General features: G+C 67.1%; 22 protein-coding genes. 18 read left to right on the forward strand and 4 right to left on the reverse strand.

Features of this window, described 5'->3' with window-relative positions; translation table 11 throughout:
* The first annotated feature begins 117 nt into the window (after nt 1-117).
* The 8 genes from C5B99_RS02825 to C5B99_RS02855 are packed head-to-tail and all read left to right on the forward strand — an operon-like array spanning nt 118 to nt 7,018.
* Nucleotides 118-1,203 carry a response regulator gene (locus tag C5B99_RS02825; RefSeq protein WP_181059684.1) on the forward strand — a complete coding sequence of 362 codons (1,086 nt, stop codon included), beginning with the start codon at nt 118-120 and terminating at the stop codon, nt 1,201-1,203.
* Entirely contained in the window at nt 1,200-2,162 is a 963-nt protein-coding gene (locus C5B99_RS02830) for an ATP-grasp domain-containing protein (RefSeq protein WP_104240276.1), read from the forward strand. Before C5B99_RS02825 ends, C5B99_RS02830 begins: the two co-directional genes overlap by 4 nt.
* Nucleotides 2,155-2,934: a PHP domain-containing protein gene (locus C5B99_RS02835; RefSeq protein WP_104240338.1), complete on the forward strand. Its 780-nt coding sequence runs from the start codon at nt 2,155-2,157 to the stop codon at nt 2,932-2,934. Before C5B99_RS02830 ends, C5B99_RS02835 begins: the two co-directional genes overlap by 8 nt.
* Nucleotides 2,931-4,430: a glycosyltransferase family 2 protein gene (locus C5B99_RS02840; RefSeq protein WP_258063020.1), complete on the forward strand. Its 1,500-nt coding sequence runs from the start codon at nt 2,931-2,933 to the stop codon at nt 4,428-4,430. The genes C5B99_RS02835 and C5B99_RS02840 overlap by 4 nt, the downstream gene beginning before the upstream one ends.
* Complete coding sequence (locus tag C5B99_RS19140) at nt 4,427-4,567, forward strand: hypothetical protein (RefSeq protein WP_160071101.1); 141 nt, start codon at nt 4,427-4,429, stop codon at nt 4,565-4,567. The genes C5B99_RS02840 and C5B99_RS19140 overlap by 4 nt, the downstream gene beginning before the upstream one ends.
* Entirely contained in the window at nt 4,564-4,923 is a 360-nt protein-coding gene (locus C5B99_RS02845) for a response regulator (RefSeq protein ID WP_104240277.1), read from the forward strand. Before C5B99_RS19140 ends, C5B99_RS02845 begins: the two co-directional genes overlap by 4 nt.
* Nucleotides 4,923-5,291, forward strand: coding sequence for a response regulator transcription factor (locus tag C5B99_RS02850; RefSeq protein ID WP_104240278.1), 369 nt, complete (start codon nt 4,923-4,925; stop codon nt 5,289-5,291). The genes C5B99_RS02845 and C5B99_RS02850 overlap by 1 nt, the downstream gene beginning before the upstream one ends.
* A gap of 8 nt (nt 5,292-5,299) precedes the next feature.
* The gene (locus C5B99_RS02855; protein ID WP_181064920.1) at nt 5,300-7,018 is read left to right on the forward strand and encodes a cell wall metabolism sensor histidine kinase WalK; all 1,719 of its coding nucleotides are present in this window, start codon (nt 5,300-5,302) and stop codon (nt 7,016-7,018) included.
* A 57-nt stretch (nt 7,019-7,075) separates the two neighbouring features.
* On the opposite strand, the gene C5B99_RS02860 is transcribed toward C5B99_RS02855, so the two are convergent.
* Nucleotides 7,076-8,152, reverse strand: coding sequence for a GTP-binding protein (locus C5B99_RS02860; RefSeq protein WP_104240280.1), 1,077 nt, complete (start codon nt 8,150-8,152; stop codon nt 7,076-7,078).
* A gap of 43 nt (nt 8,153-8,195) precedes the next feature.
* Here C5B99_RS02860 and ykgO point away from each other — a divergent pair, with 43 nt between their 5' ends.
* Both ykgO and galE read left to right on the forward strand, forming a co-directional pair.
* Complete coding sequence (gene ykgO, locus C5B99_RS02865; protein WP_104240281.1) at nt 8,196-8,318, forward strand: type B 50S ribosomal protein L36; 123 nt, start codon at nt 8,196-8,198, stop codon at nt 8,316-8,318.
* 177 nt (nt 8,319-8,495) lie between these two features.
* Complete coding sequence (galE, locus tag C5B99_RS02870) at nt 8,496-9,485, forward strand: UDP-glucose 4-epimerase GalE (protein WP_104240282.1); 990 nt, start codon at nt 8,496-8,498, stop codon at nt 9,483-9,485.
* Here the strand turns inward: galE and C5B99_RS02875 are convergent.
* Both C5B99_RS02875 and C5B99_RS02880 read right to left on the reverse strand, forming a co-directional pair.
* Nucleotides 9,475-10,650, reverse strand: a complete 1,176-nt coding sequence (locus C5B99_RS02875; RefSeq protein ID WP_104240283.1) for an acyltransferase — start codon at nt 10,648-10,650, stop codon at nt 9,475-9,477. The two genes, galE and C5B99_RS02875, sit on opposite strands and share 11 nt — an antisense overlap.
* Nucleotides 10,651-10,679: 29 nt before the next feature.
* Nucleotides 10,680-11,765: an acyltransferase gene (locus C5B99_RS02880; RefSeq protein ID WP_104240284.1), complete on the reverse strand. Its 1,086-nt coding sequence runs from the start codon at nt 11,763-11,765 to the stop codon at nt 10,680-10,682.
* A gap of 355 nt (nt 11,766-12,120) precedes the next feature.
* Here C5B99_RS02880 and C5B99_RS19145 point away from each other — a divergent pair, with 355 nt between their 5' ends.
* The 6 genes from C5B99_RS19145 (at nt 12,121) to C5B99_RS02910 (ending at nt 19,811) form a co-directional block, all read left to right on the forward strand.
* Complete coding sequence (locus tag C5B99_RS19145) at nt 12,121-12,726, forward strand: SGNH/GDSL hydrolase family protein (protein ID WP_181057711.1); 606 nt, start codon at nt 12,121-12,123, stop codon at nt 12,724-12,726.
* A gap of 212 nt (nt 12,727-12,938) precedes the next feature.
* On the forward strand, nt 12,939-14,402 hold the full coding sequence (locus C5B99_RS02890) for a polysaccharide biosynthesis tyrosine autokinase (protein WP_104240285.1): 1,464 nt from the start codon (nt 12,939-12,941) through the stop codon (nt 14,400-14,402).
* Between the two features lie 123 nt (nt 14,403-14,525).
* A complete protein-coding gene (locus tag C5B99_RS02895) occupies nt 14,526-15,827 on the forward strand; it encodes a UDP-glucose/GDP-mannose dehydrogenase family protein (RefSeq protein ID WP_104240341.1) in 1,302 nt (433 codons plus the stop codon).
* A gap of 930 nt (nt 15,828-16,757) precedes the next feature.
* Complete coding sequence (locus C5B99_RS02900; protein ID WP_146081919.1) at nt 16,758-18,452, forward strand: hypothetical protein; 1,695 nt, start codon at nt 16,758-16,760, stop codon at nt 18,450-18,452.
* Between the two features lie 60 nt (nt 18,453-18,512).
* Nucleotides 18,513-19,103, forward strand: a complete 591-nt coding sequence (locus C5B99_RS02905) for a YdcF family protein (protein ID WP_104240287.1) — start codon at nt 18,513-18,515, stop codon at nt 19,101-19,103.
* A gap of 6 nt (nt 19,104-19,109) precedes the next feature.
* Nucleotides 19,110-19,811 carry a PASTA domain-containing protein gene (locus C5B99_RS02910; protein WP_146081276.1) on the forward strand — a complete coding sequence of 234 codons (702 nt, stop codon included), beginning with the start codon at nt 19,110-19,112 and terminating at the stop codon, nt 19,809-19,811.
* Here the strand turns inward: C5B99_RS02910 and C5B99_RS02915 are convergent.
* Nucleotides 19,791-20,924, reverse strand: a complete 1,134-nt coding sequence (locus tag C5B99_RS02915) for a glycosyltransferase (protein ID WP_104240289.1) — start codon at nt 20,922-20,924, stop codon at nt 19,791-19,793. The genes C5B99_RS02910 and C5B99_RS02915 overlap by 21 nt on opposite strands.
* 316 nt (nt 20,925-21,240) lie before the next feature.
* Here C5B99_RS02915 and C5B99_RS02920 point away from each other — a divergent pair, with 316 nt between their 5' ends.
* A complete protein-coding gene (locus C5B99_RS02920) occupies nt 21,241-22,323 on the forward strand; it encodes a glycosyltransferase family 4 protein (RefSeq protein WP_104240290.1) in 1,083 nt (360 codons plus the stop codon).
* Nucleotides 22,324-22,328: 5 nt separating this feature from the next.
* Nucleotides 22,329-23,390, forward strand: coding sequence for a glycosyltransferase family 4 protein (locus tag C5B99_RS02925; protein WP_104240291.1), 1,062 nt, complete (start codon nt 22,329-22,331; stop codon nt 23,388-23,390).

Below are 23,390 nucleotides of genomic sequence, written 5' to 3' on the forward strand. Positions count from 1 at the left end.
GGAAAGGCGGCAAGTTCATAGGCATTCCTTTTTCGCATTCTCCGGGTATTTCGCTCGCATTCGAGAATCGCCGGAAGCGGGTGCCGCTGGTTGCTTTTCCGATTACTGTTGGCGACTATGCCAGAGGCTTCGTACCGCATTCTCATCATCGAAGACGATGGCGACGTCGCCGAGTTCCTGGAGACGGTGCTCCGGAGGCGCCTCGGGTGCGAGGTCCGCGTGCTTCGGGACGCGGTTGCGGTGCTGATGCACGTGAATGACTTCAACCCCGACCTGGTGCTCACCGATGTCGAGCTGCCGGGGGCGAACGGACTCGAGGTTCTCGGGAGTCTGCGCGAGATCAAGCCAGATCTGCCCGTCGTCGTCATGACGGCACACGCCTCCGTCGAGTACGCGGTTCGCGCCCTGCGCGATCGCGCCGACGAGTTCCTGCAGAAGCCCATCCCTGGGGCGGTGCTGGTGAGCACGGTGCAGCGTCTCGTCGAGGCGGCGAGGGTCAAGCGGGCGCGCAGCCCGCGCCGTCGGGTCCTCGCGATCGGCGCGCATCCGGACGACGTGGAGATCGGCGTCGGCGGCACGCTGGCGGCGCACGCGGCAGCCGGAGATTCGATCGTGATCCTGACGTTGTCTCGCGGCGGCCGCGGCGGTGACGCTGCGGATCGGCAGCACGAGTCGCTTGCCTCTGCGGAGTCGCTCGGTGCTCGTCTCTTCCTCGAGGACCTCACGGATACCGCCATTCCGAACAATGACCCGACGGTGGGCATCATCGAGCGGGTGATCGCGGAGACCGACCCGACGATCGTCTACACGCATTCTCGGAATGACCGGCATCAAGACCACCGTGCCGTGCACGAGGCGACGCTCGTCGCGAGTCGCAGGGTGGCGAGTGTGGCCTGTTATCAGAGCCCGTCGTCCACGATCGACTTCCGTCCGACGCGGTTCGTGACGGTCGACGGATTCACGGATATGAAGCTCGGTCTGCTTGCGCAATTCGCGTCGCAGGCCGACATCCGCGACTACCTGGCGCCGGACTTCGTGCTCTCCGCCGCACGGTACTGGTCGCGCTTCGGCACTGGCACGTACAGCGAGCCGCTCGAGGTGATCCGGGATGCGAGTAGCATCACTGCGGAGCGCGGCGACGGTGAGTTCGCGACGGTGCATAATCTGGGCACGACTGAGACTGAGAAGAAGAACCGCGCATGAGATTTCGAGTCCTGGTCACGGGTGCCGGCGGGCCGGCTGGGGTGGCGGTCATCCGTTCTCTCCTCGGTCGAGATGACCTCGAGGTGTTCGCCGCCGATATGGACGGCTGGGCGAGTGGCCTGTACCTCGTGGATGAGGCGCACCGGAGGCTCGTTCCTCCTGGCCTCTCCGAGGGCTTCTGCGATGCGCTGATCGACCTGGTCGCCGCAGACGGCATCGATGTGCTCGTGTCGACCGTCGACGTGGAGCTCCCGCCGCTCGCGGCGCGACGCGCGGAGCTCGGCGCGGTGCTCGCCGCGCCCTCCGCGGAGGCGCTCGCGACGTGCCTCGACAAGTGGCTGCTGGTGCAGGCGTGCGAGCCGCACGCACTGGTGCCGGCCACGGCTCTGCTCGACGACGAGGGCATCGCGCGCGACTGGGTGTTCCCGGTCATCGTGAAGCCCCGCAGCGGTGCGGGCTCTCGCGGCGTGCACCTCGTGCATTCGCGGGAGGAGCTCGAGGCGAAGACGCGGGATGCTGCGCTGCTCATCCAGGAGAACCTCCCGGGCGACGAGTTCTCCGTGGACGTCGTGATGGGTGCCGACGGCGAGGCGATCGCGGCGGTTCCCCGTCTGCGTGCTCGCGTCGATTCCGGCGTGGCGGTCGCGGGCAGGACGGTGCACCGCGCTGAGCTCGAGGAGACGGCCGCCGCCTGCGCCCGTGCGGCTGGGCTCGTGGGGGTGGCGAACGTGCAGCTGCGGTACAGCACCGATGGTCGCCCCGCGCTGCTGGAGATCAACCCGAGGTTCTCTGGCGCCATGCCGTTGACGATCGCGGCCGGTGTCGATATGCCGTCGCTCGCAGTGGATATCGCGCTCGAACGGCCGGTTCCGTCGCGCGTCGAGTTCCGTGAGGTCGCGAATGTCCGCTTCCTCGAGGATGTGTTCCTGCCCTTTGACGAAGTTCTCGCTCGTGACTGACACGAAGGCGGGTCCCGGTCTCGAAGCGCTGCTGCTCGGCGACTGGCATGTCCATTCCGATTTCTCGGACGACGCGGAGAGTCCTATCTCGGCGAACGTCCGTGCCGCCGAACAGCGCGGCCTGCTGACGATGCGTGCGACCGATCACGTGCGCGGCAGTACGGCCTGGGTGCCGGACTTCGTGGCTGCCGTCGTCGCGGCGAGGCGCACCACCGGGGTCGAGCTGGTAATCGGCGTCGAGGCGAAGATCATGGATGCGCGGGGCACGCTCGACGTGCCGAGCGACCTGCGGGTGGGGATCGGCGGGGTGGATGGCATCGTCATCGCCGATCATCAGTTCCCTGGTCCGGATGGCCCGTGGTCGCCGCGTGAGACGCGGGAGCGTCTGGCGGCTGGTCTTGCGGTCGAGGATGCACTCGATCTGCTGATCGGGGCGACGATCGGCGCGATGCGGACGGCCGGTGGCGGTGCGCAGCTGGCGCATCCCTTCTCGATCCTTCCCAAGGTGGGCATCGAAGAGTCTCAGCTCTCTGCGGAGCACCTCTCGGCGTGGGCGTCTGCCGCTCGTGAGACGGGAACCTCCATCGAGGTGAACGAGAAGTGGGTATGCCCGAGTTCGCGGGCGATCGAGGCTGCTCTCTCGGAGGGGGCGACGCTGGTCGCCTCGACGGATAGCCACCGTGCTGCTGACGTCGGCGTCTATGCCCGGGTTCGCGAGCTGCTGGCGGAGGTGCCCGCGTTCGGTTCGTCGGACGCCGGGGGGCTCGCGTGAGCGCCGACGCCTGGCTCGATATCGGCGGTGCGGTGCTGGCGACGATCTTCGTCGTGTTCGTCGCCATCGGCGCTATACCGGCCTTCACGATGGCCTACCAGTTCCTCATCGTGCCGCTGCACGCTCGTTTCAACCACTACGAGAAGGCTGCGCCGTACCTGCCGAACGTGGCCGTCGTCGTCCCTGCGTGGAACGAGGGGGCGGTGATCGGCGGGTCCATCGACCGGCTCATGGCCCTGGAGTACCCGCCGGAGCGGCTCAGGGTGTACGTCGTCGACGACGCGTCGACGGACGACACCCCTGACGTCGTCCTCGAGCGTGCCGGTCGGTACCCGGGCCGGGTCTTCCACCTTCGCCGCCAGAAGGGCGGGGAGGGCAAAGCGCACACCTTGAACCACGGGCTCCGCCGCGTGCTCAGCGAGGACTGGATGGAGGCGCTGCTCATCATGGACGCCGACGTCATCTACCTGCCGGATTCGATGCGGAAGATGACGAGGCATCTCGCCGACCCCGAGGTGGGGTCCGTCACGGCGTACATCAGCGAGGGCAGCCTGCGGAAGAACTACCTGACGCGGTTCATCGCATTCGAGTACGTGCTCTCGCAGGTCGGCAGCCGTCGCGCGCAGAATGTGCTCGGAGCTCTGGCCTGCCTCGCTGGAGGTGCGCAGCTGCATTCGCGCGAGAACCTGCTTGCCATCGGCGGGCAGATCGACACGAGCTCGCTGGCGGAGGACACGGTCACGACGTTCGAGACGCAGCTCTCCGGCCGCAAGGTGGTGTTCGAGCCGCACGCTGTCGTGCTGGCCGAGGAGCCGCGTCACGTCGGGGATCTCTGGAAGCAGCGGCTGCGCTGGGCCAGGGGCAACGTGCAGTTGACGAAGCGGTACAGCCACCTGTGGTTCCGGCCGTCGAAGGAGCACAAGCTCGGCACGATCTCGTTCGGCCTCTTCTGGTTCAGCGTGTTCCTGCTGCCGGTGCTGATGCTGCTCTCGTCGGTGGGCCTCATCGGGTTGTACCTGATGGATTCGCCGCTTGCCATGCTCGTCTTCCGCGCGCTCTGGATCATCGTGGGCTGCGCATACGTGTACATCATGCTGTTCGCGGCGCAGCTCGATCCGAAGGTGGGCAGGGTGGCGTGGCGCGAGGTGCTGCTGTTCCCCGGGCTGATCTCGATGATCGTGCTGCTGGCGGCGTTCTTCCCCGGCCTGTTCGAGCAGCGCATCCCGGCGATGTTCGGTCTGACGCTCACCGAGGGCGGATACGACGCGTGGAACCTGGCGATCTTCGCTTGGATCTCGCTGTGCATGGTCGCGGCGTGGGGCATGAAGCTCATCGACTCGACGAAGTTCGGCCGAGTGGTGAATCCGTTCCTCGTCTACCTCATCGGCTACGGACCCATCCTGTGCGCGGTGACGTTCGACTCGTACATCAAGGAGGCGCGCGGCGCCGCGATGACGTGGGACAAGACGGAGAAGAGCGGAGCCGTGCTGGCATGAGCGAGTTGGGTGAACGACGTCTGACGGAGGAGATCAAGCGGGACGCCAGAGCGGAGAACCGCCTGTACCTGCAGGCGACGCTGGCGTTGGTCGGCGTCGCAGTGCTGGTCGTCGTGAGAGAGGTGTTCTTCCTGTGAGCGCTGACCAGTTGCGGGTGCTGATCGTCGACGACAACGCGGACCAGCGCGAGCTGCTGCGCACGCAGTTCCGGAAGGCGGGGTGCACCGCGAAGTCGGCGGCAACGCTCGACGAGGCCCTTGCGAGCATCCGCGTGGAGGTCCCGGACGTCGCGGTGATCGATCTGCTGCTGGGGGTCGGGAGCGGCTGGGAGGTGCGCGAGCGGATCTGCGAGCTGGTTCCCGAGGTGGCGATCGTCATCTCCTCGGTGCTCGACGAGACCGACTACCCGAGCTCGGACGATGTGCTCCCGAAGCCGTTCACGGGCAAGCAGGTCAAGGGGCTTGTCGCGCGTCTGCGTGCGAGGCGCACCTGATGGCGGCGAGGGTGGTGATCGCGGATGACGACGACGACATCCGCTTCCTGCTCGAGACGGCCGCGCGGCGGGCCGGCTTCGAGATCGTGGGCTCGTACGGCGATGGGGTGAGCGCGCTGCGGGCCGCCCTCGAGTCGGTGCCGGATCTGCTGCTCCTGGACGTCTCAATGCCTGGGCTGTCGGGGCTCGAGGTGCTCGCGCGTGTGCGCGCCCAGGAGGGCGACGTTCGGGCGCACGCGATCATCGTGTCGGCCAATGCCAATGTCGTGGCGCAGGAGGCTGGTGAGGCGGCGGGGGCGGATGACTATCTGACGAAGCCCTTCTCGCTGGCCAGCCTCGTCGCCAGGCTCAGAGAGGTCCAGTCATGAGTGTCTCGGTGAAGAGTCCATTCGGCCAGTTCACGGTCGACACGACGTCGCCTGCCATCCGTCAGCTCGCGTCGGTGCTCGGCCTGCTGATAGCGCTCGGGGCCATCCTCCTCGTTCCCGGGGCCCTGATCACGGAGCCCGTTCCGGCGTGGACGGGGGTGGTGATCGTCGTCGCCCTCGCGGGAGCTGCCTTCCTGGTTCCGTGGGACACAGCTCCGCCGTGCACGCGGCTGATCCTCCCCATGGCTTCCATGCTCGCCCTTGGCCTCTTCCGCGTGGGAACCGGTGGGGCGCTGTCGATGTTCACGTCCCTCGTCCTCCTGCCGCTGATCTTCATCGCGACCGAGCCCGGGCGTCGGGCGATCTGGTGTGCCATCGGCACGCTGCTGGTGACGCTCGCGCTTCCCTACCTCATGGGGACGGCGCCGTGGAATGATCCGCAGATCCTGCGGATCGTCTTCACGCCGCTGGTGTTCGCGGTCATCGCGAGCGTCATCAACGAGATGTCCCACCGTGCCAGGGTGCAGGTGGAAAGCGCCAGGCTCTACGCCGAGGAGCGCGAGCGACGCCTGCTGGAGGTGCAGGCGAGCGAGAAGGCGCGAGAGGTGGCCACCCGTGAGCTGCGCGCCTCGGAGGCCTTCAACCTCAGCGTCTGGAACGCGGCGGTCCACGAGATCGCCATCGTGACGGAGCTCGACGGGACGATCGTGGCGTGGGGCCCCGGTGCACGCAATCTCCTTGGGCCGAGGTCGAGTGAGGTCGTCGGCCTGCGGAACATCACGGACTTCCTCTCGGAGGACTCCGCGTCCGCGATCCGCGGCGAGGGCGATGACGACGAGGACGGAAACCGTCTGCTGCGGCGTCTGGTCGAGACCGCGGGATGCAACGAGCAGGCCGGCACGCTGGTCGAGCTCGTGCGCGCCGAGGACGCACCCATGCCGGCGCTCATGACGTGTGCTCCTCGCAAGACGCCGGATGGTGAGACGGTCGGCCACATCTTCATCGCCTACGACATGACGCCGGTCAACGAGGCGTCTCGGCTCAAGGACGAGTTCGTGGGCACCATCTCGCACGAGCTGCGCACGCCGCTGAGCTCGATCCTCGGCTACCTCGAGCTCGCACGTGATGAGGAGAGCGGCCCGCTGAACGACGAGCAGCGCCACTACCTGGACGTCGCGGAGCGCAATGCGCAGCGCCTGCTGTCGCTGGTCGGCGACCTGCTCTTCGTCGCGCAGGTCGATGCGGGGAAGGTGCCGATGGAGTTCTCGCCGGTCCGTCTGGGGGAGGTCGTGCGGCTTTCCCTGGAGACGGCCCTGCCGACTGCTGCGCAGGCGTCGGTCGAGTTGGTCGGCGATGCCGGCGGCGAGGACGTCGTCCTCTCCGGGGACGCGATGCGGCTCGGGCAGGCGATCGACAACCTGATCTCGAACGCGGTGAAGTTCACTCCGGAGGGCGGCGTCGTCCGTGTCGGCGTGCGGCGTGACGGCAACGAGGTCGTGGTCTACGTCTCGGACACCGGTATGGGCATTCCCGAGGAGGAGATGCACCGTCTCTTCACGAAGTTCTTCCGCGCGACGACGGCCACGAAGCAGGCGGTCCCCGGTGTGGGTCTCGGCCTGAACATCACGCTCGCGATCGTGAAGGCGCACCGTGGGCGCCTCGAGGCGTCCAGCACGGTCGGCAGCGGCACGACCTTCGAGATGCATCTGCCGCTCTCCGCGCGCTGAGGGCGGTCCCGCGCAGGGCGGTCTCGGACGGTGGGGCGGGCTCGTCCGGTCGGAGGGTCATTCCCATCCGGGGAACGGGTCGTCGTAGTCGCGCCAGGCACTGGGGCCCGCGATGAGCTCCTCGTCGGTGAGGGCGCACTCGTGGAGCAGGCTGGCGATGGCGTCGGTGCGGAGCTGGCGCCCGAAGACGGCAATCGACGTGCCGAGGGGCGCTTCGGGGTCAGCGCTCGTGACGCCCGATGCCCCGAGCTGGATGTTGCCTCCCGTGCTCGACCAGTCGCCGACGTGATCTGTCCTGTTGGCGAGGCGGAAGTGGCCGCGTGATCTGGTGATGAGCCCGACCTGCTCGGGGGTGAGGTTCGCGAGACCGGCGGCGAGGCGCTCCGGGTGGAACGGTCGTGGCTCGGTGAAGACGGTGCAGTCGATGTGGCCGCGGGCTGGCGGGAAGTGCATGCGGTCGTCGAGGCGCAGCATCCATCCGGCGGTCGAGGCGAGCTGGTGTGCGAGCCCTGGTCGGATCGGTCTGAGGTGCCTGCCGAGATCCGAGGCCGCGGCCGGGGTGGTGATGACCGCCGTCGGGTTGAGCTGCTGGATGAGCGTGCAGGTCTCGCTGACGAGGCCTGAGGGGTGTGCGTCGGCTCCGGTGAGCACGACGATGGTGGCGAACTCGAGCTGCTCGGCGAGCGTGGCGGAGGTGTTGGCATCCTCGGGTAGCGGCGTGCCTTCTTGGAAGAGGAGGCGTCGGATGTCGCCGATGCTCGCGACGGTGATGAACTCTCTGGCCCCGACGGTGACGTCGGCGGTGTCCGGCGCGGAGGGGTGGCTGCGTGCCTCGGCGATGACGTGGTCTATGGCCAGGCCGACGCTCTGCGTCTCGGCGTCCGAGTAGAGCTCGACGATGATGTTGCCCCTGCGTCCGTCCGCAGCTTGCCGGAGGAGGTCGTCGGCGATGTCGACGCCGAGTTCCAGGGCGTTCGTCTGCTCGTCGCCGAACTCCGTGACGGGTGTCGGTCCGCTCGGTTCTCCGCACATGAGCGCGGTGACGAGCTGTCGGCCCGATGTCTCGAGCCCGCTGACGAGGGTCAGGCCGAGCGAGCTGGTGACGGTCTGGGCGCTTGGTCGATCGGAGGTCATAGGGCTAGTCTAATGAGAAACATTCTCAAGAAGGAAGGTCCTCGTGAAAGTTCGCAACTCGCTCAAGGCGCTCAAGAAGGTCCCTGGTGCGCAGATCGTGCGTCGTCGCGGCCGCGTCTTCGTCATCAACAAGAAGAACCCGCGCATGAAAGCCCGTCAGGGCTGAGCCCGTTCCCGTGATCGTTTCGCTTCGTTTAGGCGCGCGATCAGGGAGATCGGCCACGGTCGGCCCGGGCGGCTCCGAGAACTGCCAGAATGTCGGAGGGCGCGCTTCGGTGGGCTCTCCGACATCGGCAGCGGCGCGCAGGAGCGCGTCGATTGCGCACCTCTGAGGGGATTCTCCATGACTGTGCTCATCACCGGCGGCGCCGGCTACATCGGCGCTCACGTGCTCGCGGCCCTCGAGGCTCGCGGAGACAAGGTGGTTGTCATCGACGACCTGACGACGGGAACGGCGGAGAAGGTCGGTGCCACGCCGCACTTCGACTTCGACATCTCGACGACGGGTGCGGCGGACGCGCTGGCCGACATCATGCAGGCGCTCGAGGTGACGAGCGTCGTGCACTTCGCCGCGAAGAAGCAGGTGGGGGAGTCGGTCGCGAGGCCCGCGTGGTACTACCAGCAGAACATGGGTGGCCTCGCGAACGTGCTCGAGGCGATGCAGCGGGCCAACGTGAAGAGCCTCGTGTTCTCGTCATCGGCGGCGGTGTACGGGCTCGGCACGGGCTCGGACGAGCCGATCCGTGAGTCGGACGTGAAGAACCCCATCAACCCGTACGGGCAGACGAAGCTCGCCGGCGAGTGGCTTGTGCAGGCCGCGGCGAAGGCCGCAGGAATCACGGCCGTCTCGCTGCGCTACTTCAACGTCGCCGGCGCTGGCAGCGACGAGCTGGCCGACCGCTTCGCCCTCAACCTCGTGCCGATGATCTTCGAGAAGCTCGCTGAGGACAAGGCTCCGCTGGTGTTCGGCGACGACTACCCGACTCCGGATGGCACGTGCGTGCGCGATTACGTGCACGTCGTCGACCTGGCGGATGCGCACCTGGCGGTGCTCGACGCGATCGCGGCGGGCACGCCGGTCTCTGCCGAGTACAACGTGGGTCGCGGTGAGGGCTACTCGGTGTTCGAGGTGGTGGATGCGGTGCGTCGCGCGAGCGGCCTGTCGTTCGAGCCCGAGGTGGCTCCGCGTCGGCCCGGCGACCCTGCGCTGCTGGTGGCCGACGCATCCCGGATCACGGACGAGCTCGGCTGGACCGCGCAGTACACGCTCGACGACATGGTGACGTCCGCCTGGGCGGGTTTCGTGCACAACGGGGCCCCGCTCAAGGCGTAGCGGGGCTCCCGCTCGTCCGCAGCTTGGGGAAGACGAATGCGGCGTCACCTGCTGGCCACCGTCGCAGCCAGCAGAACAGGCAGCTGAGGCCGATCGCGACGACCGTGTTGATGATCAGCATCCAGGTGGGGTCGAGCAGGCCCCAGTCGCCGACCCACGAGGTGATCATGATCTGCGCGGGGTAGTGGACCACGTAGAAGACCACCGAGTTCCGGCCGATGTACTGCAGCCAGCGGGCGCTGTCGCCGTCGCGGCCGCGCGTCGCGCCGGTGAGGCGCCGCGTGATCATGATGATGGCGGCGACGCCGGCGAGCACGACGGGGATCCACACGAGCTCGTAGCGGTCGATGAGGCGGGTCGCGGCGGTGAGGGATCTGTCACTTGGCGCGGTCGAGCTGGTGTCGGAGACCAGGCGGAGCGCTTGGTCGAGGCCGAAGTAGGTGCCGTGGGTCTGGCCGATGAGTAGGGCCCCGAAGCCGCCGGCGGTCAGCGTGCAGGCGATGATCACCGGCCACCGCTCGAAGCGCGCGAGCTGGCCGCGGTACTGCGCGACGACGTGGCCGGCGAAGAAGAAACCCCCGTAGTAGGCCAGGTCTCCGAGCGGGACGAGGGGGACGATTCCGCGGGTGGAGAGGATCGCGCTGAGCGCCCAGAGTCCGAGCGGGACGACCGCGAACCAGGGGCCGCGGATGCGCGTGAGCAGGGGAGCGACCAGGTAGTACATCGCCAGGTAGAAGATGAACCACAGCCAGCTGAGAGCTATCCAGCTGCTGGGCTGCGTCCAGCCGTCCTGCATGGTGACGAGCCAGTAGACCGTGCCCCAGACGAGGTAGGGCCAGAGCAGCGTGCGCAGCTTGCCCGCGAAGTAGGTGGGGCCGGTCTTCGCGAGGGAGCGGCCGAGCAGCATGCCGGACAGCAGCAGCAGCGTGCTCATGCGGTAGGGGGCGAAGAACGTGTTGAGGTCGCTGATGAGGCTCGTCGGCGCGACGTCGATGAGGAAGATGGGGATCGCGCTGGCGTGGAAGGTGACGACCAGCAGGATCGCGGCACCGCGCACGAGGTCCATCCAGTGCTCGCGGCCCGAGGCGGGCGGGGTCGCCTGGCGCGATGGGCCTCGAGGCGACGGCCGCTCGGTGGGTGCGAGTGCGTGGGCTGGTGTGGTCATCGGGCTTTCAGACGGGGCGCGGGCGGGGGTCACCGTGCACGTGCCGGGCTCAGCTGCTCTCGTCTCGGGAAGACGAAGAGCGCATCCACGACGCGGCTGCGGCGGCGGAGTGCGACAGCGGCGAACGCTACGGCAAGTGCGGCCAGGATGCACGCGGTCATCATCATGGGCTGTGCGGTGACGCCCCAGGAGTCGAGCAGCTTCACGACCACGATCTGCAGCGGGTAGTGGACGAGGTAGAAGACGATCGAGTTGCGGCCGACATGCTGCAGCGCGCGGGACAGCGCGGGCTGGCGCGCGCCGTCGAGCGCTCCGCGGACGCGTCTCGCGAGCAGCATGGTGCCCGCGATCCCGGCGAGCACGACGGGAACCCAGATCAGGTCGAAGCGCTCGATGGCGCCGTTGTCGTCGGTTGCCGGTGTCTCCGCGCCGCCGAGGGCCAGGCCGTGCTCCTGGAGCACGAGGAGGACCGCGAAGATGGAGCTGCCGGCGAGGAGCGCGAGCATCGTCGGCGTCGTGTCGAAGCGGCGCAGCCGGTGCCGGTTCTCGGCGACGAGGTAGCCGGCGAAGAAGAAGCCGCCGTAGTAGGCGAGGTCGAAGAGGGTGCCGTCCGGCGCGGCGATGCTCAGCAGCCAGAGGGTCACCGGCACGGAGGCGAACCAGGGGCTCGGGATCCGGGTGAGCAGCGGCGCGGCGAGGTAGGCGAGGAACAGGCAGAGGATGAACCAGAGCCAGCTGCGGGTGACCCAGCCGTCCGGGCGCATCCACTCGGTCGCGTTCTCGGTGGCGATCCAGAAGATGACGAGCCACACCACGTAGGGCCAGGCGAGGGTGCGGAGCTTGCCGGCGTAGTAGCGACCACGCGGTTTGGCGAGGGCGAGGGAGAGGAGGAGTCCAGACAGCAGCATGAGCGAGGTCATGCGGAAGGGCGCGAAGTACAGGGTGAGGTCGTCGATGACCGTGCCCGGGGTGACGTCTGCGATGTGCATGGGCACGTCGATGGCGTGGTTGGCGATGACGAGCAGGATGGCAGCGCCGCGGATGATGTCGATCCACCGTTCGCGGTGGCGGGGGAGGGTCGCCGCGGGCTGTCTCGCCGCGTCGTGTGCTGCCATGAATTCCCCGTCTCGCCGTGTCTCGACGCTACACTTCCCGGTTTTCTGGGCCGGAACATGGCGAATCGAGACAAAGTTCGGACCAATTCCGGGGCTAAATCCCGGGGATTTGAGCGTGTCGGGGCAATCGAAAGTTCCCAGGGGAGTATCAGCTTGGCCGCTGGGCCGGTACGATCACATGGAAATGAAAACACGCAACCAGAGTGCGCGTCGTTGGCCCCAGCTGACACTGCTCGTGGTCGTGGCTCTCGCTGCGGTCGCGTTGGTGGCTTTGGCGTTCATGCCACGTGAGGCCCCCGCGGGGGCTGGCGCAGAACCTATTCTTACGATCTCCAGCTCAGAAGACGCCGGTTCGGTGACGAGCTCCGCTGGTGGTCCATCCGCTTCGGCGCCATCCGCGACCCCTGCGGGCACGGGCCTGACCGTCGCGTTCATCGGCGATTCCTACACCGAGGGTGTCGGCGCGAGCGACCCGTCCCTGCGCTGGACGACCCTGCTGGCTTCAGCCAACGGCTGGGAAGAGCTGAACCTCGGCGTGAGCGGCGCGAGCTACGGCCAGGGCCTCGAGGAGTGGAACTCCTACGCGCTCCAGGTCGAAGAGGCGATCGCGGCCGAGCCGGACGTGGTCATCGTCTCCGGCGGTCTGAACATGTCGGAGCTCGACCAGGAGCTCGGCGTCGAGTCGGTCTTCACTGATCTCCGTGCCGGTCTGCCGGATGCCCGCATCCTCGCGGTCTCGCCGTTCTGGGTCAGCACGGCATACCCCGCCCAGCTGGCGCTCACGAGCGAGCTCATCGAGGCTGACGTCACTTCCGTCGGCGGCCAGTACCTGGATGTCGGTCACCTCTTCGAGGACGAGTTCCAGTACTTCGAGCTCGACGGCCTGCACCCGGACGACGCCGGCCACCAGCTCATCGCGAACGCGGTCGACGCCGGCCTTCCGGTGGAGATCGGCGGCTGATCGTCGCTCGGCACCGAAGTGTGCTCACTCTGCGACTGATTGATCACATTTCACGAATTTACAGCCCAATAACATCACACCAGTAGTATGAGGCCGGGCTCGCCCCAGCTTGCCTGAGATACCCCCTGCGCTCCGAACCGCGAGCCACCCGTTTCGTGCCAGCCGCGAAAGCGGCAGCGGCACGAGCGCAAGAGACACACGGACGGACCTTTATGGAACTGCGCGACTACCTGCGAATCCTGCACAAAAACTGGATCATCATCTTGATCTGCACGCTTGCGGGGGTCGCTGGCGGTGCCGGCGTCTCGCTGCTGCAGACACCGAAGTACTCCTCGACGGCGGAACTCTACGTCTCGGTGCGCTCCTCTGACGGTGCTGTTGTCCAGGAGCTGAACCAGGGAACCTCGTTCGCCCGGCAGGCAGTGCAGTCGTACACGACAGTCGTCAACAAGGAGATCGTGACCTCACGGGTCATCGCGGAGCTCGGCCTCAACATGACGCCGGCGGAACTCGCCTCCAAGATCACGGCGACCAACGAGCTCAACACGGTTGTCATCGAGATCGCGGTCACTGACGAGGACCCGGTCCAGGCCGCGTCCATCGCGAACTCCGTGGCCACGAACTTCATCGATGTGATCGTCAACGAGCTGGAGAAGCCGGACGGCGCGTCGCCCAGCCTCGTGAAGATCGAACCTGTGCAGTCGGCTCAGCCCTCGGGAACCGCCGTCAGCCCTCGAGTGCCCATGAACGTCGGATTCGGCGCCCTGATCGGGCTCCTGGTCGGTCTGGGAATCGCCTTCCTCCGCCAGTTCGTCGACACGAAGGTCCGGAGCACTCACGACATCGCGCAGATCACTGACCGTCCGATCATCGGCACGATCACGTTCGACCCGGATGCCGGCAAGCGGCCGCTCATCGTGCACGAGGAGCCGAAGAGCCCGAAGGCCGAGTCCTACCGTGCTCTGCGCACGAACCTGCGCTTCATGGACATCGAGAACACTCGCCACAGCTTCGTCGTGACGAGCTCGCTCCCCTCGGAGGGCAAGAGCACCACGTCCGCGAACATCGCGATCGCGCTCGCCGAGCAGGGCGCCAAGGTCGTCCTGGTCGATGGCGACCTCCGCAAGCCGAAGGTCGCGACCACCATGGGCGTCGACGGCTCGGTTGGTCTGACCGACCTCCTGAGCGGCCGCGCAGAGCCCAAGGACGTCCTGCAGCGCTGGGGCCGTGGTCGCCTCTACGTGCTCCCCGCCGGACGCATCCCCCCGAACCCGAGCGAGCTGCTCGGCTCGCACACGATGCAGCAGGTCCACGACCAGCTGCTCGCCGAGCACGACTACGTCATCATCGATGCGCCCCCGCTGCTCCTCGTCACCGATGGTGCGGTGCTGAGCGAGCTCGCCCACGGCACGCTCCTCGTCGTCGCGAGCGGGCAGACCCCGCGCTCGGCGCTCGCCGGCGCGGTCGCCCAGCTCGAGGGCATCGGCTCCGAGGTCTCGGGAATCGTCGTCACGAAGGTTCCGACCAAGGGCCCTGACTCCTACGCCTACGGCTCGTACGGCGCCTACGGCGCCTACTACGGGACCGATGAGGCGGGCAACCCGACGACCGAGTACCGCAAGATCGGCACGGGGCAGATGCCGATCATCAGCGCGAAGTCCAGGCGCAACAACTAGTCCTCGAATGCGTTGCCCAGTGCGCGGACACCTCCGAGCACTGGGCAACGCGCACGTTCCTCAAGAAATCATCCCCCAGCCCGGTCTTCAGTCAGTCGGGTGAGATTCATGGAGAAGAAGCAGATGCGAGTTTCCGTTATCGGATGCGGGTACCTGGGAGCCGTCCACGCCTCGGCGATGGCCGAGCTCGGTCACGAGGTCATCGGCATCGACGTCGACGAGCGGAAGATCGAGGCCCTGGCCGCCGGTCAGCCACCCTTCTTCGAGCCCGGTCTCCCCGAGATCCTGACGTCGGCCACGGCGAGCGGGAACCTCGAGTTCAGCACCGATATCGCAGCGGCGGCCTCCGCCACGGTGCACTTCATCGCGGTGGGCACCCCGCAGGCCAAGGACAGCGCTTCAGCTGACCTCACCTATGTGGATGCGGCGCTCTACGGGCTCCTCCCGCACCTCAAGGCCGGGGACCTCATCGTCGGCAAGTCCACGGTCCCCGTTGGAACCGCGGAGCGTCTCGCCGCGATCGTCGCCGAACACGGAAGCGGCGCCACGCTCGCCTGGAACCCGGAGTTCCTCCGTGAGGGCTTCGCGGTCAAGGACACGCTCGAGCCCGACCGCCTCGTCTACGGCGTCGCTGACCAGACCGCGGCCGACGTCCTCGACGAGGTCTACGCGCAGGCCCTGTCCACCGGCACACCGCGCATCATCACCGACTACGCGACTGCAGAGCTCGTCAAGGTCGCGGCGAACGCGTTCCTCGCCACGAAGATCAGCTTCATCAACGCCATGGCGGAGATCTCCGAGGTCGTCGGTGCCGATGTCAAGGAGCTCGCGGATGCGATCGGACACGATGTGCGCATCGGTCGCAAGTTCTTGAACGCGGGTGTCGGGTTCGGCGGCGGCTGCCTCCCGAAGGACATCCGTGCGTTCACGGCCCGCGCCGAGGAGCTCGGACGTGGCGAGTCGGTCGCCTTCTTGAAGCAGGTGGATGCGATCAACCTGCGGCGTCGCCAGCGGGTCATCGATCTGGCTGTGGACGCGCTCGGCGGATCCGTGAACGGCAAGAAGATCGCCGTGCTCGGCGTGACCTTCAAGCCGGAGTCCGATGACGTGCGTGATTCGCCTGCCCTCGACGTCGCCGTGCAGCTCAAGGGGCTCGGCGCGAACGTCGTCGCGACGGACCCGCAGGGCATCGAGAACGCCCGTCGGCGCCACCCGCAGCTTCAGTACGTCGAGTCGACCGAGGAAGCCCTCCGAGACGCCGAGGTGATCGTGCTGGTGACCGAGTGGGCCGAGTATCGTGCGCTCGACCCGGCCACGGCAGCTCAGCTCGTAGCGAACCGAGCGATCATCGACGGCAGGAACGTGCTCGACCCGGCCGCGTGGCGTGAGGCGGGTTGGAACTTCGTCGGCATGGGACGACGCTAGCGGCGCGTGCTCGGAGATGCAGGTGCGCGGGGAAAGGCTCGAGCATCGAACGGGATCGTCAGACTCCGTTCGTTGACTCGAAACATAACCCGGTTAGGCTTGGAACGGCGCGAAGGGGGCATCCCCAGTTGACTCGGCAAGTCTCGGCGATTTTCGGGGAACACTGACCCGCCAGTCAAAAGCGAGTCTCGCAGGTGTGCGCGTCACGTCCGACTTCGCCTTGATCAGCAAGGAGTGCCGAGCATGACAGAACCGTCCAAGCATGCGTTGAGTAGGCGAGGCCTCCTTCGAGCGGCCATCATCGGCGGCGCTGTTTCTACGGTCGGATTGTTCGCGGCGCAGAACCCCGCACATGCCGCGACCGCGTCGTTGGCGAAAATACGCACGCTCAGTTCGACCTGGTCGCCCGCAAACCGGGCTTTGTACACGGAGACATCAGCGATCGCTGCCTACTACGAGCGCTCCCTGGCAGCGGTGACCAACGCGATGGTCGGCGATGGACCGATGGCGGCGGGAGCCGGTCGACACGTGGCACCAAGAGGGTGGTTCACGGGCAAGTACTGGCGAGCAGCAGCGTCAACATGGTGGAACGCGCGCACTCAGGAGCACATCTCCACGCTCGCCTACTTCCTTGCGAGCGACGAACCGTGGAATGTGGAATACCGGGGCAACCGTGAGCTGAGGCTTCGACTCCTCGCTGCGATAGAAACCTACGCAGCAACACAGCTCGCGGATGGCTTCTTCCCTGAGGATTCAGGCGCACAGAGCGATGCCGCCGTTCCGAACCCGACGGTTGTGTCTAGTCTTGCTGCCACTGCATTCGGGGTGCAGGCCATGGCTTCCACCTTCGGTCTTCTCACGAAAGATCGCGCGACTGCCCCCGCAGCAGACCATGGTGCAATTGACGCCGCGCTCTCATCGCTGCGAAGCATGATCGGCGAAGCCGTGGCGACTGGTCTCGACCCCAACTCGCAGCTCTGGGGCCGCGCTGAGATCGACGTTGCCAATCAGCCAATCGGCATGATCGCCGCGGCAGTGCTCGCGGCCTTCGAGATACCAGACGATCGAACGGCGCTTTTGGCAAACGTGCCCGCTACGTTGGCCATCATTGCTGAGCGTGGGATCTCGACAAGCGGCCACACCGTGGAGCGAAAGGCCTACGACTACGGGTATACGGCGAACGTTGCAGTTCCGGACCTTGCAGTCATCGCTCGCCTAGCTCGCGAGATGGGGCGAGCAGACGTCGCCACGACGACGGAGGACATCGCCCAGCAGGTGACTAGGTTCGTTACACACACAGTGTTCTTCGAGCCGACGCCAGGACCGGATGGCTCCCCGAACTACGTGGAAGGCTTCCACTACGCCGGCCTTTCCGCCCGCAACACCGTGTTCACCTTCCAGCCCTACGACGCGATTCCCGGAGCCTGGAAGGCGCCCCTCGGAAAGTCGAACCAGACGCAGAGCTCGCTGACCCCGAGTCGCGACCTGCTCGCGGTGACTCCCGAGTTCGCCGCGCTGCACCCCTCTCAGGAAGCGGTGCAGGCCTGGTTCGACAACTGGGTGAGCGACCCCGCCATGTACCCGATCACGGACTGGGCGGCGAGGGTGCTCTCCGGGAGCCGCGAGCTGCTCAGCCCACGTCGCCTTCTCGGGACGGTGCAGACCGTCGCGCCCGCCCCGAGCGATGCTGAGCGTCGCGCCTCCGCCGCCGACTACCCGTACTTCACTGCCGCGTCGAGCAATACACTGCTGGCGGACACCGCACCGACAGCACCTGAAATCTTGCCCCGCTGGTATGGGTTCGTGCAGAGGAAGAACTTCCATCTGGGCTTCCAGTACGGATTGAACAGACTTGAGAACATGGCGTACGAGGGTGATACGAAAGCTCGCCCGCGCTACGGCCCGGGGATCCTCTGGACTCCGACCCGAGGCACGGTCGTCCTGTCCTCCAACGAGCCCGTCGCGAAGCTCTCGGGCTCCAAGGTGGTCAGGGACAACGAGGCCATCGACCGGAGCTGGGGCACCTACGCTGGCAAGACGGCGACCGGGTACGCCGAAGCCCTCACCCCGATGATCGCGACCTCGAGAAGCGCCTCAGGTGCGGTGATGGGCGCCGGGGAATCCACTGGGGCGTTCACCGTGACCGCCGTGAGCTCGGCGAAGTCGCCAGTCATGACGACGACCCTGCGGTTCAACGCCGGCCGGGTCTTCGGCAGCATGCAGGGCGAGCAGGACCGGTTTGTGCGACGCGTTCAGACACCCGGCAGAACCGGATACCACTGCATCCCCCTGCTCCTGGGCCCGGAGGACCATATCGAGTTCTCCGTACAGCCGTCTGCGGTGGTCGGTGCGGTGGTCGACAGCTCGGTGAGTGGACGCCCGCTTGTCGTGAACTCGCAGCTCAAGTCCACGCTCAGAGTCTCGACCGACCGGTTCACCATCGTCACGGGCGCGAACCGGGCGAATCGGCTCACCTTCATGTTCTCCGAGGGCACCAGGGCGTCGGCGTCCGAGCTCTCGTTCCTCGTGTACGAGAAGACGTACCTGTCGACCGCGAAGCGGCGCGTGGTCGTCAAGGTCCCCCACGGGGCCGACTTCACGGAGACGATCGTGTTCGGCGACTGAACTGCTCGTCAGCTCACACGCGAGTCACCAAGAGAGCGGGTATCGTTTCATCATCATTCGGTGGTCACGACGACGTGCTTCCTACTAGCTCTGGAGGTTCTTGTGCGTCGGCTCGTTCTCTGGCTGTCCGTTGGCGCGTTCGTCGTCGTCGCGGCGCTCGTAGCGGCGACGATCGTCTACGTGTTCCCGGCTTCGGACGAGGTCGAGCATGCCAACGCCGTCATCGTCCTCGGGCCAGCGACGCCCGACCGTGTCGCGCTCGGCCAGCAGCTCGTCGACGAAGGCCGCGCCGATCGCATGATCATCTCGGCGGGGAGGCCCGGCTGGGCCTACGACAAGGCCTCCATTCCCGAGTGCCGTGATCGCACAGCTGACTGCTTCATGCCGGTGCCCGCCACCACTGCGGGTGAGGCTCTGAAAATTGCGGAGATTGCTGAACGCGACAGTTGGACCTCGGTCGCTGTCGTTACTGCGACGCCACACGTCGCCCGCGCGCGAACCATCTTCGAGTCCTGCAGCGGGATCGCCGTAGACGTCGTCGCACCCCCAGCAGTACTTGAGCCTGCGGGGTGGCTCTACGAGTTCGCGTACCAAACAGGTGGCTATGCGAAATTTGCCATCGTCGGCTGCGCACAACCTGACGCGGCGTAGAAGCTCGTGACGGCGCCAGAAACTGGTGGGTCGAAATCGCCGCTCAAGACAGCACTCCTCCTTCTGTGCGGGGTGCTGCTTGTCGCTCTCTCCGGGGTGCTCGTCTTCTCGGTCAGCGACTGCACCCAGCCGAAGCCGCCCCCGACGTCCAGCGAGGCCCTTCCGCCGACGAGCGCCGTGGCGACCCAGGTGCCGGTCGTCGTGGGCCTCAGCGTGGACGAGGCGGCCGCGCGGCTCGCTGAGGCAGGCCTTGCGCCGATCTACATCTCGGAGCGTGACATCGACTGGGATCCGGAGGACCGGATCGTCGTGACTGCCTGGCCCCAGTCCGGTGAGATCACGGAGGATGGGACGGTCGCCCTCCGCGTGTCGGCACCGGTGCGATCACCGCAGGGCAGCGGCTCGGGGAGCGATGCCCAGGCGCTTCTCGAACGGCTCTGGCAGGTGCAGGACTTCGCAGACGGGTTCGATCGACCGCACGATGGCGGCGCCGCGAGCTGGTACGTGGGCGAGGTCAGCGGCTCAGTCAGTGACGGGCTCCAGGTCGAGCTCCGCGCAGACTCGGGCTCGGTGAGCGACACCGACCGGCGGCGCTTGGTCGCTGAGATCGGCACCCTGGTCAAGGGCACGTACCCCGATCTCGAGAAGGTCGTGCTGACCACCTCGGACGGAGTGCCGGTCGAGTGGTCAGCGGCGTCCGGCGGCTGACTTCTTCCCAGACCGCCCTCGCGCCAGCTTGTCGAGGCTCTCCTCGTAGCGCGCGCACACGCCTTCCCACGAGTATTCCGCTCGGCCGCGAGCGAACGCACGAGCGCTCAGGTCCTCCTGCAGAGCTGGGTCGCCCAGGAGGCGGAGGACACCGTCCGCGATGGCTGACGGTGTGGGCTCGACGAAGACCGCCGCGTCGTCGAGCACCTCTCGGTTGTAGACGGTGTTCCGCGCCACGGTCGGTGCGGCGCACGACATCGCCTGAACGAGCGCCGGGTTCGTGCCGCCAACGCTGTGTCCATGGAAATAGGCTCCAGCGTGCTGCCAGAGCGAGTGCAACCGGTCGTCATCGCTGACGTGGCCGAGCCAGTGCACCCTGGCGTTCGCGTCTGCGAGCTTCTGCGCCTTGTCGTCGAGCTCGCCACCGTAGCCGGTTGAGCCGACGATGACCACGTGGTGCGTCTTCGCGACGGTCTCCGCCGCTTCGAGGAACTCGCCCACCGTGTTCTCCGGCACGAATCTCGCGACCGCCAGGGCGTATCCGCGGTGGGTCAGGCCGGGCTCGATGGGGAGGTCCTCCGGCACATCGCCACCGTAGGGAATGAAGACACCGTCACGACGGAAGTCCCTGCGCCAACGATCGCCGATGGCGTGCGCGTCGAAGACGAGCTCGTCCGCCCACCACGCGGTCGCCTTGGCTCCTCCACGGAACATGGCCTTCGCCAGGCGCCCCCACTTGGCGCGATCCCACTCGATGCCGTCGACGTTGAGCAGCGTCGGGACCCCGCGTGCGCGGAGGAAGGGGAGCCAGAACCCATTGGCGACGTTCATCACGAGCGCGACGTCAGGGCGGCGCCTGGACGCGTCGAACATGGCCGTCGCGCCATACGACAGCGTGCTGAGGGACTTCGACTCGATGCCTCGAGTCACGGGAGTGTGCACGCGTGGGTCGCGCGTCGGGTCGCCCTCTTTCGTGGAGCCATCCCTGCCGTAGACAGTCACGTCCCAGCCCTGGTCGACGAGGTACGGAGCAAGGCGCCGAACGGCTGTCTCGAAGCCGCCGTAGTAGCTCGGGTAACCGCGAGTACCGATGATCGCGACTGATCGATTCATCAGGTCAGGCCTCTTTCGCGTTGAGGTGGGAAGGGGGTGAACGTCAGTCCTGCGACTCGCAGGGCTGAGGTCGACCGACCTCCAGCGCAGGTGGGGGATGCGCTAACGGGGGAAACGAGCGCGACGCGATGCGATAGCTCGATCACGCTACACTCTATGGCATCCCCGATGACGGTCCTGTTTCGTGCGAAGACTCTTGCTTCTGCGAGTCAGGACCGAGCTGTTTGCACGTGCCTGAACCTACCGAAAGGCCCAGCCGATCGTGACTCGCGTCCTCCTTACCCATCCTGGTGCGGAGCTGTACGGAAGTGATCGCATGGCCGTAGCCTCGGTGCGTGCGCTCGTCGAAGCCGGCGACCAGGTGGATGTGGTGCTGCCGTCTGACGGACCGCTCGTGCCGCTCCTCACGGAGGCGGGTGCCCGGGTGCTCGTTCTCCCTCTTCCCGTGCTGCGCAAGGCGATGCTGCGCCCCCTCAAGCTGCTGCAGCTCGCAGCCACGATGCCGCGCACGATCGTTCGGTCGATGAGAGTCCTGCGTCGCCTCGAAACCGACGTGGTCTACGTCAACACGATCACGCAGCCGTGGTGGCTCCTCGCGGCGGCCTTGGCGAAGAAGCCGAGGCTCGTGCACGTGCGCGAAGCGGAATCAGAGCAGCCGGCGATCGTCCGCAAGGTGCTGCTCGCTCCGCTGGCACTCGCGACCCGAGTGGTCTGCAACAGCAAGGCCACTGAGCGATACGTGCTCGACGATGCGTCCGGCGTCACGGGCAAGACCTCCGTCCTGTACAACGGCAAGGACTGGGCCCCGTACGAGGCTCCGGTGTTCGAAGGGTTCGCGGAGCCCGTTCGCCTGCTCCTGGTGGGGCGCATCAGCCCTCGCAAGGGCACCGACACCGCGATCGAGGCTGTTCACCTCCTCAGGCAGCGAGGCATCGACACGAAGCTGACGCTCATCGGTGACGTGTTCGACGGGTACGAGTGGTACCGGGACGAGCTCGGCGCGCAGATCGCGAAGCACGGTCTCGAGGATGCCGTCGTCTTCGCCGGCTTCGACCCGGAGCCAGCGGAGCGCTTCGGGGAAGCGGACCTGGTGCTCGTCCCATCGCGGCTCGAGCCCTTCGGAACCGTGGCGGCCGAAGGCATGGCCGCGGGTCGGTGCACGATCGTTGCTCGCACGCAGGGTCTGGTGGAGATCGTCGACTCGGCAGAGGTCGGGCTGACCTTCGAGGCCGAGAACGCTGGGGAGCTGGCCGAGGCCTGCGCGCAGCTCATCGCCGACCCGGATCGGGCTGTGGCCATGGCTGCCGCGGGACGCGCCCGAGTCCTCGAGCGGTTCTCGACTGAGCAGTACGCGGCAGGGACGCGTTCCATCGTCGCCGAACTCGAGAAGAGCGTCTGAGCGATATGAAGGTCTGCATCGTCTCCGTCCCACTCACCACGAGGAGCGGCGTCTACCGCTCCACCTACGACCTCGTGACCGCCGCGCGGGAAGCCGGCCTCGACTGGTCCGGGATCATCGCCATGAGGCCGAGCGCACTCGGCTCCCCGCCGCAGGGCGATCTCGGAGTGCACGAGACCACGATCGACGTGCACGGCATGAAGCTGATCCCGGCGATCAGGCGGCTTCTGCTGAGCCGTGCCGAGTTCCGCGAGGCCGATGTCGTCATCACGATGATCGGCCAGAGCGACATCGCGGTGAGCGGCCTGGGGAGCAACCGGCCGAGCACGTGGGTCTCGTTCGTCCGCGGACTGCCGTGGCCGGCGCACGGTGAGGCGAAGGCGCTGCGCCGAGTGCTCCAGCGAGTTCTCGTGACCCGTGCCATGCGGAAAGCCGACGAGGTCTGGGCGACGACGACGGTGCTCGCCGACGGAGTCCGCTCTGCGGTCGATCCGGTGATCGTGCCGGCTGGGGTTCCCTCGGTCGAGCGCATCGCTGACGGGTCACTGGGACGGGACGGGCACCTCGTGTTCGCCGGTCGCCTCGACCGCGACAAGCGCCCACTCTTCTTCGCTGAGATCGTGCGCCGGACGGGGGCGCTGGCCAAGGCGTTCGGGGCTGGCCCCTTGCAGGGCGAGCTCGAGCAGTCACGGCCCGAGACGCTCGACATCTCCGGCTGGGTTGACCCGGCCGCCCTCTGGCAGGGAGCGACGGCCTTCCTCGGCACGTCGAGCCGTGAGGCGTTCGGCAGGAGCGCGGTCGAGGCCGCGCAGCACGGCGTCCCCGTGATCCTCTCGCGGGACTACGGTGCCGCACCGTTCCTCATCACGGACCCCGTGCTCGTGGATGCCTTCGTGCTGCCGAGCGAGCCCGTCGAGCTGTGGGTTGACGCGGTTGAACGACTCCTCGACGACGAGGTGCTGCGGCGACGGCTCTCGGACCACCTCGTGGAGAACGCACGCGAGATCACCATCGAGCGGTCGGTTGCACGCGTCGACGCTCGCCTCCGGGAGTTGGCGGCCGGCTGA

Source organism: Pseudoclavibacter sp. Z016, assembly GCF_002931215.1.
Classification (GTDB): Bacteria; Actinomycetota; Actinomycetes; order Actinomycetales; family Microbacteriaceae; genus Pseudoclavibacter.